This is a genomic window from Methanococcus vannielii SB (assembly GCF_000017165.1).
In the GTDB taxonomy this organism is placed as follows: domain Archaea; phylum AGJL01; class Methanococci; order Methanococcales; family Methanococcaceae; genus Methanococcus; species Methanococcus vannielii.
In genome coordinates this window covers 667,008-681,068 of the sequence record NC_009634.1, presented here as the reverse complement: position 1 = coordinate 681,068, position 14,061 = coordinate 667,008, and the positions used below count along the sequence as shown (strand labels likewise).

14 protein-coding genes are annotated in these 14,061 nt (G+C 31.7%); 13 read left to right on the top strand and 1 reads right to left on the bottom strand.

Annotated elements, in window-relative coordinates; genetic code table 11:
- Positions 1-264 precede the first annotated feature (264 nt).
- The 9 genes from MEVAN_RS03190 (at position 265) to MEVAN_RS03150 (ending at position 8,492) form a co-directional block, all read left to right on the top strand.
- Entirely contained in the window at positions 265-2,550 is a 2,286-nt protein-coding gene (locus tag MEVAN_RS03190) for a DHH family phosphoesterase (protein WP_011972433.1), read from the top strand.
- A 33-nt stretch (positions 2,551-2,583) separates the two neighbouring features.
- The gene (fen, locus tag MEVAN_RS03185) at positions 2,584-3,558 is read left to right on the top strand and encodes a flap endonuclease-1 (protein WP_011972432.1); all 975 of its coding nucleotides are present in this window, start codon (positions 2,584-2,586) and stop codon (positions 3,556-3,558) included.
- Between the two features lie 12 nt (positions 3,559-3,570).
- Positions 3,571-4,209 (top strand): hypothetical protein, encoded by a 639-nt coding sequence (locus MEVAN_RS03180; RefSeq protein WP_011972431.1) that lies wholly within the window; start codon positions 3,571-3,573, stop codon positions 4,207-4,209.
- 25 nt (positions 4,210-4,234) lie between these two features.
- Positions 4,235-4,393 (top strand): 4Fe-4S binding protein, encoded by a 159-nt coding sequence (locus MEVAN_RS03175; RefSeq protein ID WP_048059140.1) that lies wholly within the window; start codon positions 4,235-4,237, stop codon positions 4,391-4,393.
- A 53-nt stretch (positions 4,394-4,446) separates the two neighbouring features.
- Positions 4,447-5,052: an IMP cyclohydrolase gene (locus MEVAN_RS03170; protein ID WP_011972429.1), complete on the top strand. Its 606-nt coding sequence runs from the start codon at positions 4,447-4,449 to the stop codon at positions 5,050-5,052.
- A gap of 76 nt (positions 5,053-5,128) precedes the next feature.
- Positions 5,129-5,740, top strand: a complete 612-nt coding sequence (locus tag MEVAN_RS03165) for a DUF2119 domain-containing protein (RefSeq protein WP_011972428.1) — start codon at positions 5,129-5,131, stop codon at positions 5,738-5,740.
- A gap of 85 nt (positions 5,741-5,825) precedes the next feature.
- On the top strand, positions 5,826-6,473 hold the full coding sequence (gene fsa, locus MEVAN_RS03160) for a fructose-6-phosphate aldolase (protein ID WP_011972427.1): 648 nt from the start codon (positions 5,826-5,828) through the stop codon (positions 6,471-6,473).
- 70 nt (positions 6,474-6,543) lie between these two features.
- On the top strand, positions 6,544-7,689 hold the full coding sequence (locus MEVAN_RS03155; protein ID WP_011972426.1) for a class I SAM-dependent rRNA methyltransferase: 1,146 nt from the start codon (positions 6,544-6,546) through the stop codon (positions 7,687-7,689).
- 47 nt (positions 7,690-7,736) lie between these two features.
- Positions 7,737-8,492, top strand: a complete 756-nt coding sequence (locus MEVAN_RS03150; protein WP_011972425.1) for a 4-phosphopantoate--beta-alanine ligase — start codon at positions 7,737-7,739, stop codon at positions 8,490-8,492.
- Between the two features lie 25 nt (positions 8,493-8,517).
- On the opposite strand, the gene MEVAN_RS03145 is transcribed toward MEVAN_RS03150, so the two are convergent.
- A complete protein-coding gene (locus MEVAN_RS03145) occupies positions 8,518-9,924 on the bottom strand; it encodes an FIST signal transduction protein (RefSeq protein WP_011972424.1) in 1,407 nt (468 codons plus the stop codon).
- A 240-nt stretch (positions 9,925-10,164) separates the two neighbouring features.
- Here MEVAN_RS03145 and MEVAN_RS03140 point away from each other — a divergent pair, with 240 nt between their 5' ends.
- The 4 genes from MEVAN_RS03140 to MEVAN_RS03125 all read left to right on the top strand — a co-directional run bounded on the left by MEVAN_RS03140 (position 10,165) and on the right by MEVAN_RS03125 (position 14,032).
- Positions 10,165-10,530: a response regulator transcription factor gene (locus MEVAN_RS03140; protein ID WP_011972423.1), complete on the top strand. Its 366-nt coding sequence runs from the start codon at positions 10,165-10,167 to the stop codon at positions 10,528-10,530.
- A gap of 42 nt (positions 10,531-10,572) precedes the next feature.
- A complete protein-coding gene (locus MEVAN_RS03135; protein ID WP_011972422.1) occupies positions 10,573-12,498 on the top strand; it encodes an ATP-binding protein in 1,926 nt (641 codons plus the stop codon).
- 211 nt (positions 12,499-12,709) lie between these two features.
- Positions 12,710-12,955, top strand: a complete 246-nt coding sequence (locus MEVAN_RS03130) for a selenium-binding protein (RefSeq protein ID WP_011972421.1) — start codon at positions 12,710-12,712, stop codon at positions 12,953-12,955.
- A 249-nt stretch (positions 12,956-13,204) separates the two neighbouring features.
- Entirely contained in the window at positions 13,205-14,032 is an 828-nt protein-coding gene (locus MEVAN_RS03125) for a formate/nitrite transporter family protein (RefSeq protein ID WP_011972420.1), read from the top strand.
- Positions 14,033-14,061: the final 29 nt, after the last annotated feature.

Here is a 14,061-nt window from a genome sequence, read left to right as displayed (position 1 = left end):
TAAACTGTACAATGGTAATTTAATTGATATGCTTACACATGTACCTTAAAAGCATTATTTTTTACTAATTTTCGCCAAAATACGTATAACTAGTGAAATTTTATATTTTTTTATAAAAAACTGCTGTTAAATCTGTTTTTAGATACGCATTATTTTAATTAATTATATATAATTAAATTTACATTGTTTTTAAAGAAACAGTTTAATCTATTTATTTTATACATTTATTACTAATAATTATTAATTCAATTTACGAGGATAACTATGATTGATAACTGTAAAATTTGTGAAGGAACCGGTAAAAAGGTAATTAAGTATATTGAATGTCCAGAATGTAATGGAACAGGATATTTGGAAGAATTTGAAACAAAAAAGCACTTTAAAAGTGTTTCAAAAAATTCAAAATATGATTTTGATGATGCCGAAGTTCCATGCCCTTCCTGCGATGGAAAAGGAACGATTCCACAATATGGTGAATGTGACTACTGTATGGGCACTGGAAAAGTTATAAAATGCGATTCTTGTGGAAGGGAAATTGGAAAATATCCTGAAAATAAAGAAATTAGGATTTGCGATAACTGTAAGAACAAAGAATCTGAAAGGCAAGAAAATAAAAAAATAGTCTATGTCCTCGATGAATTATGCACAATGAATGACTTAAAAGAAGGTAGATTTTATAAAGGTAAAGTTAATAGGATTGAAAAATACGGCGTATTCGTACAATTGAATGATAAAACAAGGGGACTTTTAAGGTTTAGGGAAGTTATTGGGAAAAAACCAAGCGATTTTGAAGTCGGCGATGAACTAGTTGTACAAATTTTTGAATTGAAACTCGATAAGCGGGAAGTCGATTTAAGATATACTCCAATCGTAGGATATAAATTGGAAAAAATGGAGAAAAAACACGATTTAATAACGATTAGAGAAATATTTGAAACTGGATTAATGAATATGAAGGATAAAATTATTAGAATTCAAGGAGAAGTAATTCAAGCAGTTCAAACTCCAGGTCCAACTGTTTTTACAATTACAGATGGCTCAGAGGTTGCATGGATTGCAGCTTTTGAGTCTGCGGGAGTTAGAACTCACCCTGATGTAGTAATGGGTTCAATTATTGATGTAGTCGGGTCAGTATCTGTAAGGGATGGAAAATTACAGATAGAACGGATAAGGCTTGAGAAACTCGAAGGGGACACTGCCGAAGAAGTTAAACTAAATATAGATTCACAGTTAGATAAAAAAGCAGAACCTTCAAGTGATATAGAGTTTTTAGTAGATAATGAAATTTTGGAGAAATTACGGCCAAAAATGGCAGATGTTGCAAAAAGAATTAGAAGAGCAGTTTTAGATGGAAGGCCAGTAATTGTAAGGCATCATGCAGATACAGATGGCTACTGTGGTGGAATTGCACTTGAAAAAGCAATTATCCCCATTCTTGAAAAATTTTCAATGGATGCAGGTGCGCAGTGGCATTTCTTTAGAAGAAGTCCTTCAAAAGCTCCATTTTATGAATTAGAGGATGTAACTAAGGATTTAGTATTTTCGATTGAAGATAATTTAAGATTTGGGCAAAAAATGCCTTTAATAGTTCTTGTGGACAACGGGAGTACTGACGAGGATATACCTGCAGTTTCAAAGGTTAAAGCTTACGATGTAGAAGTTGTTGTTGTAGATCACCACTTCCCTGGAGATATAATCGATGGGAAAGTTGAAGTTGATGAGTACGTTGAAGCACACGTAAATCCCTATTTAGTTGGTGGAAACAGTAATTTAACAGCCGGAGTTTTAGGAACTGAAGTTGCAAGAATGATAAATCCAGACGTTACTGATTTAATTAGCCATTTGCCCGGAATTGCTGTTGTAGGGGATCACGCTAAAGGCGAAGCTATTGATAGTTACATAAAAATTGCACTTGACAGATTTAACTCATGCAGTGCAGAATTTGGAAGTGGAAAAATATATGCTAGGGAAGATTTAGAAAAAATCGGACTTTGTATGGATTTTGAAGCATTTTATTTGAAATTTATGAATGGAATGGGCATTGTAGAAGACATATATGGAATGAATAAAAAAGACTTTAAAAGACATGAAAAACTCATTAATATTCTATATGAAAGGGCAATGTCAATGGTAGATAGGCAAATGAAAGCAGTAAAACCTGCAATTAAAACCGAAGTTTTACAAAATGGAATTATTTATAACATACTTGATGTTGAAAAATACGCCCATAAATTTACATTTCCAGCGCCTGGAAAAACTTGCGGTTTTGCACATGACTCGATAGTTTTAAAACATCCTGCAAATACTCCAATAATTACGCTTTCATATGGGCCCGACTTTGGAGTTGTTAGGGCAACTGATGCAGTAAGTGATAAATTTAGCTTTAATCTAAATCTAATCGTAAATAGGTTAATTGATGAAATTCCTGAAGCATCCCTTGACGGTGGCGGACACGAATGTGCTGGAAGTTTGAAGTTTGTTGAGGGCTTAAGAGAAAAAGTACTTAATAGATTTTTCGAAATAGTTAATGGAATGAATCAAAATGTCTAACTTATTTTATATTACCTCTTAATTGGTGTTTTTATGGGAGTTCAGTTTGGAGATATAATTCCTAAAAAAGAAATCTCTTTAAAACTTTTAAGAACTAAATCAGCAGCAATAGATGCAATGAATGTAATTTACCAGTTTTTATCAAGCATTCGCCTAAAAGACGGGAGTCCTTTAAAAAATAGGAGTGGGGAGATTACATCAACTTATAATGGTATATTTTATAAAACAATATATATGTTGGAAAACGAAATAACTCCAATATGGGTTTTTGATGGAAAATCGCATGATTTAAAAGAAAAAACCAAAGAAGATAGGCGAAAATTGCGCCAAAACGCACTTGAAAATTACCTCGAAGCAAAAGAACAGGATAATTTAGAAAATATGCAAAAATATGCAAAAAGAGCTAATTTTCTAGATAAAAAAACAATTGAAAATTCTAAACGGCTTTTAGAACTCATGGGTGTCCCATATATTAATGCACCTTCCGAAGGAGAAGCCCAATGTGCAGAACTTGTAAAATCAAAAAATGCGTCATTTGTAGTAAGTCAAGATTATGATTCTATTCTTTATGGTGCAGAAAGCGTTGTAAAAAACATAACTTCGTCAAACAAGAGTCTAGAATTGATTGAACTTTCAAAAGTTTTAACTGAACTAAATGTTAATCTTTTAGAACTAATTGATGTAGCGATATTAATTGGTACAGATTATAATCCAGGGGGAATTAAGGGAATTGGCCCAAAAAAAGCATTTGAAGTTGTCAAAAAAGGGCAAATGGAAAAATATGCTTTTGAAATTCAAAACTATTCTGAAATTAGAAAAATATTTGATGAACCAAACGTAATAACTGACTACGAAATCGGGTTAAAACTTCCAAGAAAAGACGAACTAATTGAATTTTTAGTGGAAGAAAATGACTTTTCAAAAGAACGGGTATTACCCAATATCGAAAAACTAGATTTACTGTTGGGTAACAAAAAATCCCAAAAAAGCCTTGAATCGTGGTTTTAGGTGATTTTAAAAATGATTAAAGTATACAGTTTAAATAAAATAACTCCAATATTTTGGATTTTTCTAATTCCCATCGTATTAATTGGGTTATTTTTAATTATACCGATGATATTTTTGGGAATATTTTTAGCAATAATTTATTACTCATATAAAAAAGCTAAAAAATTAGTATCCCAAACGATTAAAAATTTAAGAAAGAGAAAAATTAAGATTACAGGAACTTCTGAAAATGGGGATGTTAAAATAAATTTTAGTCAAAATATACCTATTGAAGAACTTAAAGAAGCTAGAATAATTAATGAAATATCCATTTTAGAAACATCCGATGCTAAAAGTGAAAAATGGGAAATTAAACAGTTTATTAATTATTTGAAGAGTTACGGGCTAACTGAAACTGACGAAAAGATTTATTATTTTGATAAATCCGTTTTTCCACTCTATAAAAAGTCTTATCCCGTAAATGAAGTTATAAAAATTTATGAGGAAACGATATTTGCAGATTTAGTTGTACTCGGATTAAAAGGGGAGCCTAGTGATCCAAAACTCCTCTACGTTATTCCCTCTACCGAATGCAAACAAAGAATGACAATTGATGAACTTAAAAAATACGAAATAAATCTAAAAAACCAAGAAATAAATAGTTTTAATTAACATATTGTATAATATCGTGGTAACCATGAAAATTTTAGAATGTTGTGTTGGATGTGGAACTTGTGTTCCTTTCTGCCCAAATGGGGCTATTACTTCAATTGGAAACGCAGAGATTGAATGTGAAAAATGTACCAAATGCGGACTTTGTGTAAGTTACTGTCCATTAAATGCAATTAAAAATTAGAATCTCCCTTTAAAAATGGATAAAGTTATAAAAATATTAATTCAGGTGGTTTTATGTACATTGGTAGATTTTTAGTTTTGGGAAAAACCTTAAATGGGAAGCCGTTTGTAACATACCGGGTTTCAAGTAGGAGTTTTCCAAACCGGATTGCAAAAATAATGAACGACGAAACAGTTGCAATTTTACCTAAAAACTTAGAAGAAATGTTTAAAAACCCATATATTACATATAATTGTGTAAAAATTGTAGGAAATATTGCAGTAGTTACCAATGGTTCGCATACTGACATAATCGCAGATAAAATTAGAATTGGTCTTCCTATACGAGATGCTTTATCGTATTCATTATTAACAATGGACTATGAAAAGGATGATTTTAATACTCCAAGAATTGCAGCGGTTTTAACTGACAATGAAGCCTACATGGGTTATGTTTCAGATAATGATATCCGGATTAAAAAAGTAGAGCTTGAAGAAGGTTATGCATATTACTTAAGTACTTATGAAGCGTGTAAAATTACAGAACATCAAAAAATTGAAGTTTCTAAAAATACGCCTGAAGACCTCTGTAAATTTATAATGGAACATAACGAATTTGAAAAGCCAGTAACTTCCACAACTGTTTTAATGGATTCTGGATTTAAAATTGCAACTCTTTAAGTTATAAGTACTTTATCTACTTTATAATTAAATTATAACTATTTTAATCTTATTTTAAATATATGCGGTGTAATTTTTGAAAATTTATAGCAATTCTCGAGAAAGTTTTCCAAAAAAACTATTTTTAGCAGGAATTCATGGGAATGAATCAAAATACACGTCAAAAATTTTAGAATTACTGAAAAATCGGTTAAATTTACCCGATATTTTTGGAAACATAGTAATAATTCCAGAAATTACTAAAAACTCAAAGTACGTTTCAACACTTGACGAAAAATATTATAAAACGAATGCTGGAAAAATTCTTTTAGGTTTAATCGAGGAATATCGACCAGAATTTTATTTTGAGATTCATTCTTATTCCAAAAATTCATATTTTAAATTAACTGAATTGAATCGAGTTAACATTAGCGGAATTCCTCCATTTGTGGATTTAAATAATGGAGTTTTAATGGCCTCAATTCCTCCGGCTTTAAGAAAAAAATTTAAAGAAACGGACTTTTGCATGACTTTAGAGGTTCCAAATTGGAAAAGTCATGAAGTTTACGATATAGTATTGGAAATTTTAGAATTTGGAGTTAATTCAATAAATAGGGACGAAATGATTGAAAAAATATTTAAAAAATATCCAAAAGGTGCAAAAAAAGCCAAATGGCTTGCAGAGGAATTTAATCTGACTTTTTTATAATGTACAAATTTAGAAAATCTGCATTAGCTATAAATATCTTTATCTATAATTTTAGTAAAAGCGAAACACAAAATGGTGAAAAAGGATGAAGTTTTTTTTAGACACTGCAAACGTTGAAAAAATTAAGGAATTTAATGCATTAGGGTTAGTTGACGGAGTTACGACAAATCCAAGTCTGATTAAAAAAGAAGGAAGAGACTTTTACGAGGTTATTAAAGAAATATGCTCAATAGTAAAAGGCCCAGTAAGTGCAGAAGTTATTGCACTTGATGCAGAAGGAATGATTAAAGAAGCAAAAGAACTTGTAAAAATTGCAGAAAACGTTGTTATAAAAATCCCAATGACAAAAGAAGGAATGAAGGCAGTAAATATTCTTTCAAAAGAAGGAATTAAAACAAATGTTACATTAATATTTTCAGCAAATCAAGCTTTACTCGCAGCAAAAGCAGGAGCAACTTATGTTTCCCCATTCGTTGGACGGCTTGACGATATTGGTCAAGATGGACTTTTATTAATTTCAGAAATTATGCAGATATTTTCAGCATACGGGATTGAAACAGAAGTTATCGTTGCATCCGTAAGGCACCCGATTCACGTAACCGAATCCGCAAAAATGGGCGCAGATGTAGCTACAATTCCATTTGACGTACTTGATAAATTATTCAACCATTCTTTAACGGACATTGGAATTGAAAAATTCCTTGCTGACTGGGATGCACACTTGAAAAGATAAATATAAAAATTATTACTTATGCTATTAAATCTATTATTTTTAAATTATTTTTCCATAAAATGGTGGTTTCATGTCATTTCAAATAGATAAACGTGCTTTTACATCTCTTTCAAATTTTTCAAGCATAATTTACAAAAATGCAGTATTAAATAAAGAAGAATTTCCAAAACAAGAAGAAATTATCGATATTTCTTATAATGGTAAATTTGTTGGAAAGGCACTTTATGACCCGAAATATCCCTTGATTAAACTTCTTACGAAAAAAGAAGAAGAAGTTGATTATGATTTTTTTAAGTCTAGGCTTTTAGCTGCAAAAAATTACCGAGAAAATATTTTAAATTATAAAAATACTTACAGAATGGTTTACGCAGAAGCAGATAGTCTTCCATCATTAATTATTGATAAATACAATAACATTGCATCGATGCAAGTTTCCTCAAAAATCATGGACGAATATTCAGATTTAATTTTTGAATGCCTATTTGAAAATACAGATATAGAAACGCTTTATGTACAGAGTGGTAAAAAGGGAAGCGAAGTTAAAACGAAGATTTTTGGCGATAAATCCCAGATTGAAACTGTAATTTTTGAAGGAAACGCTAAATTTATGGTAAACATGAAAGGACATAAAACTGGTTTTTTTTTAGACCAGAGGGAAAACAGAATTGATCTTGAAAACTACGTGAAAAAGGGCGATAAAGTTTTAGATATTTGTAGTTATACGGGTGGATTTTCGGTTCATGCAGGGATAAGGGGTGCAGAAGTAACTGCAATTGATATATCTGAAAAAGCGAGCATTCAAGCAAAAGAAAATATGGAATTAAACGACATTAAAAATTACAATTTTTTAACTGGAAACGCTTTTGATTTAATGAAAGAAATGATAAAAAACAATGATGTATATGATGTAGTGATTTTAGACCCTCCTGCATTTACTGATTCATCAAAAGACCTTAAAAATGCACTTAATGCATACAATGCAATGAATTATCTTGGTTTAAAGCTTGCAAAAAGAATGCTTGTAACTTGTTCATGTTCACACCATGTTGACAGGGAAAGCTTTAAGAATACTGTTGTATCATCATCAATCCGTGCAAAAAAAGAGATACGGCAAATTGGCCCGTACCGAACACAAGCACCTGATCACGTAATTACAATGGCAAATAAAGATTTAGAATATTTAAAATGCTTATTTTTTAATTTAGTAACTCAATAATCGATACTAAAACGCATAAAATTAAAAATAGCAACCGGTGAGGTTTAATGGTTCCAAAAACGCACCCAAGATACAGGTCATTATTAAATAGAGATAGAATTGTCGAAGCTTTTGAATCGGGGGTTTTGGCAAAGGGTGGAATGATTGCACATGGGAGAGGTGAAACTTTTGACTACCTTTTAGGGGAAACTACAACTCCAGAGGCCCTAAATGCAATAAAAGTTACTGCTGCCCTAATGGTTCTTTCGAAAAACCCGGTAATTTCAATAAATGGAAACAGTGTAGCTTTGGCAAAAGATGAATTTGTGAAACTTGCAAGGGAATTGAATGGTAAAATCGAGGTAAATTTATTTTACAGGACTACTGAACGAGAACAGAAAATAAAAAAATTGTTTGAAGAAGATGTTAAATCTGGAATCACTTTACTTGGAATTGACGAAGCAGATAAAAAGATTCCGGGAATTGACCATTTAAGGGGAAAAGTTTCAGAATCTGGTATTTATACGGCAGATGTAGTTTTAGTTCCATTAGAAGATGGCGATAGGGCTGAAGCACTCGTAAAAATGGGTAAAACCGTTATTGCAATTGATTTAAACCCCCTTTCAAGAACCGCCAGAAAGTCAACGATTTCAATTGTGGACGAACTTACAAGATGTGTTCCATTAATTACGGATTATGTAGTCGAATACAAAAAAATGGATAAATTGCAACTTTTAAAAATTGTTGAAAATTATAAAAATGATGAAAATTTGAAAAATACGTTAATACATATTTCAAAAAGACTTAATTCAATGGAAATATAATTTTAGTTTTAAATTTTTGTTTTAATTAAAAATCAAACTTTAAAAGCAATCTTCCAAGTTCAGTAATGGTAATTAATGCACCTTCTTTTTCCGAAAATCCGTATTTTAATAGGGGCTCTACACGGTCGTATGCAGATCGCCTATGAATCCCAAGTGCATTTCCAAGTTCTTCAACTTTTACGGACCCTCCAAGTTCATTAATTTTTAAAAGTGTTTCTTTTGTTGCAGGATGTTTTGTAAACATATGTATTCCTTCTTTCGCACTTATGGACACTAAATCTGGAGTTAGTGAACACATCGTAATTGAGTAGTTTTCATATCTTCCAAAAACCATTTCCCCAAAACTTGAAAACCCGTGAACTGGCCCAATATCATGAGATTTAACGAGGTTTTCAAGTAGTTTTGGATGAACTTCTAATAAATACGATGAAATTGCAGAAAATGTAACTACTGGAGAATAATTCGGTAACGTGTTTTTTAAAACTTCAATATTTTCCGTAAATATCTTTTCAACAGTCTTTTCATTAACATTTACAACTTTTAATTCGTTTGAACTTCTAATATTTGATCCAGTAACTATTTCGTCATTTTTAATATATATGGGGCCTTTTAAATGTATATCGCCATTGGTATCCATTATTCCAAGAGGATTTGAAAGGTAAAATTCTGGATTTTTAGCTATGTCTTCTTCTATCCCTTCAAATCCCGATATTTCTAAATATTTTTTTAAAGCAGGCATCTTATTTATTTCTTTTATCGTTCTTTTATCAGATTTTGTAATAATATTTTTTACAGTCTTTGCATTTTTTCCAGATTCTAAGTAACGCCCGTAAGAAATTTTTGGAACAATGTCTCCCCCAAAAGCAACACAGACAATACTATCAATATATACATCGTTTCCGTACTGATAAGTTTTTTCAAATTCTAAACTATCCGATGAAACTGCCCCAAAAACAGGTATTGTAACACCTACTTCCTCAATAATGCCTTTTAAAACATGCTCTTCATGTTCGCAAAAGTCAGATATTACGTAAATTAATTTTGGCATCATTCCTAAGTTTTTAACTGCATCTTTAACGGCTTTTCTACCGCACTCTTTCGGATGTATGGATGCTCCTAAACAAACTCCCATTCCAACGTTAAAATATTTTGAACCTAAAATCCCAACCGAAACGCTATTTATATCCACGGTTTTTCCAGATATTTGATATTTAGAACTAGTGCCAACAATAGGGGTTTTGTTCCCAAGTATTAGTTTTACTCCATTTAAGACTTCTTCTGGATCATATTCTGAAGAAGATGATAAAAATGCAATATTTGGTTTTTCGGAGTACTTATTCATCATTTTCAATGCATCGGAAGTGGCATGCGCTCCGGCTTTCAATGAATTTTTATCACTCGAATTTCCGTAGCCGAATTCTATAAATTCCACATTAACACCAATTGTTAATAATTAAAGTAAATTTAAAAATGCCTTTAAATTGTAACTGCCATCACTAATAGTTTTGTTTAGTAACGTATAAATACTATACAGTCATAAATTTGTAATTAGTATGTCTAAGCTAAGTTTATATAGTTATTGTGTGGTTTGAGTACCACAGTCATGATTTTTCTTAATTTTAAGTGTTTTCTGTTATCCAATGCCTCTATAATGGTATATGTGGTGCATATAATGAAAAAAGTTTTAATTGTTGAAGATGAAGAGGATATCTTAAACCTCGTACGGATAATTCTTGAAATAAGTGGATATGAGGTTATAACTGCACAGGATGGCTATCAGGGACTTGAATTAATCAAAAAAAAGCCAGATTTAATAATTTTAGACCTTATGATGCCAGGTATGACTGGTTGGGAATACCTTGATAAAATTCGAAGTGAGGGTTATTCCAATATCCCGGTAATTGTTTTAACTGCAAATGCTCAAATAAGTACAATTGAGACTGCAATTAATAAAAAGGTTGATGACTGTATTGTAAAACCGTTTGACAGGGATGATTTACTTTTAAAGGTCAAAGCAATACTTTCAAATCAGAATTAAATTATTTTTTAGACTTTGGGTGTTACTAATAAAGGAGAAAATATGAAAACTATACCTCCAATTAAAAGATTAGGGACTAAATTGATGATGTATTCCATAATTGTCGCATTAATCCCCATAGTAATGCTTGGTGCAGTTTCAATAAACACCATAACAAATGAAATGAATAACCAAGCTCAGGATAAGATAAATAACGATTTAAAAATTGCAGAAAGTATATTGGGACTTAAATTAGAAAAATTATCATCACTAAATACCTATGTTGCAACAAGCAATTGTATTATGGACTCAATTGTAAATACTGATTACGGGAGCCTTAAAAATCTAGCAACTGCAACAAAAATATCTTCAGAAGCTGACTTTGTAGTACTTTTAGATAAGAATGGAAATGTTATTGCAAGGTCTAACTCCAACGTTACTGGGGATGATAGCTATTCTGAATTATTTTTTAAAGCAGTATCTTATGACGACTTTTCTTTTATTGAAATTTTAGATCTTGAAACTCTAAAATATGAAGACGTTGAGGATATTGTACAGATTGAGATTAAAAGTGACATTTCTAATGAAACATTAATTAAAAATAGGGCAATGGCCTTAGTTTCAATAAAACCAGTTTATGGAACACTTGGGGAGTTATTGGGTGCTTCGATGGCTGTTGATATATTAAATAATGATTATGAAATAGTGGATATCGTAAGAAACTCGTCTGGAGATGCAACTACAATATTTTTAGACAGTATTCGTATATCTACAAACGTTTTGGATGGCGATGAAAGAGCGATTGGAACTCCAGTTTCAAACGATGTATATACTAAAGTTGTGGAAGAAGGTGGAACGTACTACGGTAGAGCTTATGTTGTAAATGAATGGTATTTTACAGCATATGAGCCAATATATGACTCAGATGAAAAAATTATTGGCATATTATTTGTCGGAACTCCTGAAAATAAGTACTTTACTCTTCTTTCAAATATAAGGGATCAAACATTTGTAGTTGGATTAATTGGTCTATTAATTGCACTTACTGTTTCCTTACTACTTAATAGAATCATAATAAAACCTCTTGATGAACTAAAGCACGGGGTACAGTGGATAAGTGGTGGAGATTATACTAAAAAAGTTAATGTAACGACTGACGATGAATTTGGAATGCTTGCAAGAGTTTTTAATGAAATGGCAGACCAAATAAACAGTTCAAATGAAAAACTTAAAAAACACGCAGAAGAATTAAAAGAGTCATATGAGGAACTAAAAGAGCTTGATAATTTAAAATCAGACCTTATTGCAATAGTTTCTCATGAACTTAGAACTCCGTTAACTTCAATTAAAGGATATGTTGAACTCGTACTTGACGGAACAATGGGTACAATCAACGAATCTCAAAGAAAATGCCTTCAGGTTGCAGATGACAATATAATAAGACTTAGGCGACTTATTGAAAGTATGCTTGATTTATCAAAAATAGAGCGTGGAGAACTTGAGATGTACCGGGAGGCTATGAATGTTAAAGATACTGTAAGTGACGTTATTGAGTATTTAACACCGCTTGCAACGGAAAAAAACATTAAATTAAAACAAGACATTAAAGATTTACTAATAAATGCTGATAAAGATAGAATAACACAAGTTTTTACAAATTTAATTGAAAATGCGATAAAATTCAGCCCTGCAAATGAATCCATAATGATAATCGGAAAAGAAACTGAAAATGGGGATGTACACATAACAGTTAAGGATAATGGTGCAGGAATTCCAAAAAAAGACTTGGAAAAAATATTTGACCAGTTTTACCAGGTTGATTCCTCAACAAAGCGTAAAAAAGGAGGTTCTGGACTCGGTCTTGCAGTTTGTAAGAGTATTATTCAAGCCCATGGCGGAACCATATGGGTTGAAAGTGAACTTGGACGTGGTAGCACGTTTCATATAGTACTTCCTGCATTAATCTATGAAGAGAGCATAGTAGAATAAAAATAATATCTACATATTTACTTTTTTAATTTCAAAAAAAATGTTAATTAAGATTCATATTTTAATTTAATTGTTTTTATCGATTTAATTTAAAAAATAAGTATTTTTTTTAGGTATTTTATATATTGCAAACTAAACAATAAACTATATATATATTCAAAGTCAAAATTTTATTGGTTTTGTGGGGTGCAGTACCGAAGAGGTGTTGTCGATGATTTTTGAAGATAAGTTTATAATTACCACTGCAGATGAAATACCCGGACTTCAGCTATATTCATTAGGAATAGCTTCAACAATATCTGATAATGTTGACGAAATCGTTGAAAATTTAAGAAAACAGGTAAAAGCTAAAGGCGGCATGGGATTAATTGCATTTAGGATTACTTGTGCTGATGGTAAATTTTTAGGATATGGAACAATAGTTAAAGCAGACGAAGCCCAGTTTACAATGGCTTAAATTCATTTTCCTATTTTTAATTTTTTTAATATTTCTTTCGTTATTATCTTGCTATTTTTAAATTATGCCGTTAATGTTTTTTGATTAATTTTTTAAAAGACTTAATTCTTTACTATTACTGTTTTTTCAAGCAATAATGCTGTATTTATTCTTTACTATATGAATTCAATCGATAAATATAATATAGTAGATATACATATGTGTGGTTAGTACCCCACAAGACCACAACATTCCATGGAGGTAATACGTATGGTAGATATAAACCCGCCAGACAAAATGGTGGAAATTGCAGGAAATGTAGGTCAGGTAAAAGGAAGCTTATCCCCAAGTCAGCTCCTTGTAAGAGGAATAATGGGTGGAGCGTACATTGCAATGGGAGGTGGACTTGCCACTATTGTTGGAACTGGTATCGGTGAAGCAATGGGTCTTGGATTTGGTAAATTCATGGCAGCAGCAGTGTTCCCCGTTGGCCTTATAATGATTATTCTTACAGGTATGGAGCTTGTTACGGGGGACATGATGTTGTTACCTGTTGCTGTTTTTCAGAAAAAAGCATCCTATGCACAACTGATAAAAGTATGGACTTGTGTTTACATAGGTAACCTTATAGGTTCGTTAATATACGCTGCGATGATGGTATTTGGGCCATTACAATCTATTGATGCTGCAACAGGGCAGCTTACAGTAAATTCATTTGGTCAGGCCGCAATTGGCACTGCTAATGCTAAAGTTTTACCTTATATGGCAGGAGGTGCTATTGGATGGTTTTCAGCTCTCGTTAAGGGTATTGGATGTAACTGGCTAGTTAACCTTGCAGTTATTGGTTCAATGGCTTCAACAAGCGTTCTTGGAAAAGTATTCATGATATGGTTCCCAATAATGAGTTTCGTTGCGACAGGGTTTGAGCACTCAGTAGCAAACATGTACTTTATTCCTGCAGGAATGATGTTAGGTGCAAATATAACAGTACTCGACTGGTGGATTTGGAATATCATTCCAGTAACAATCGGAAACATAATTGGTGCTGTACTCTTTGTATCAATGATATACCAATTTGCATACGGTAAGAAAATCTAAGATGGGAAATTCATCTTTTTGGTGTTATA

Coding starts and splice junctions, on each gene's coding strand:
- MEVAN_RS03175 (WP_048059140.1), top strand. CDS start 4,235: ATGAAAATTTTAGAATGTTGTGTTGGATGTGGAACTTGTGTTCCTTTC.
- MEVAN_RS03155 (WP_011972426.1), top strand. CDS start 6,544: ATGTCATTTCAAATAGATAAACGTGCTTTTACATCTCTTTCAAATTTT.
- MEVAN_RS03130 (WP_011972421.1), top strand. CDS start 12,710: ATGATTTTTGAAGATAAGTTTATAATTACCACTGCAGATGAAATACCC.
- MEVAN_RS03180 (WP_011972431.1), top strand. CDS start 3,571: ATGATTAAAGTATACAGTTTAAATAAAATAACTCCAATATTTTGGATT.
- MEVAN_RS03135 (WP_011972422.1), top strand. CDS start 10,573: ATGAAAACTATACCTCCAATTAAAAGATTAGGGACTAAATTGATGATG.
- fsa (WP_011972427.1), top strand. CDS start 5,826: ATGAAGTTTTTTTTAGACACTGCAAACGTTGAAAAAATTAAGGAATTT.
- MEVAN_RS03125 (WP_011972420.1), top strand. CDS start 13,205: ATGGTAGATATAAACCCGCCAGACAAAATGGTGGAAATTGCAGGAAAT.
- MEVAN_RS03170 (WP_011972429.1), top strand. CDS start 4,447: ATGTACATTGGTAGATTTTTAGTTTTGGGAAAAACCTTAAATGGGAAG.
- MEVAN_RS03190 (WP_011972433.1), top strand. CDS start 265: ATGATTGATAACTGTAAAATTTGTGAAGGAACCGGTAAAAAGGTAATT.
- MEVAN_RS03140 (WP_011972423.1), top strand. CDS start 10,165: ATGAAAAAAGTTTTAATTGTTGAAGATGAAGAGGATATCTTAAACCTC.
- MEVAN_RS03150 (WP_011972425.1), top strand. CDS start 7,737: ATGGTTCCAAAAACGCACCCAAGATACAGGTCATTATTAAATAGAGAT.
- fen (WP_011972432.1), top strand. CDS start 2,584: ATGGGAGTTCAGTTTGGAGATATAATTCCTAAAAAAGAAATCTCTTTA.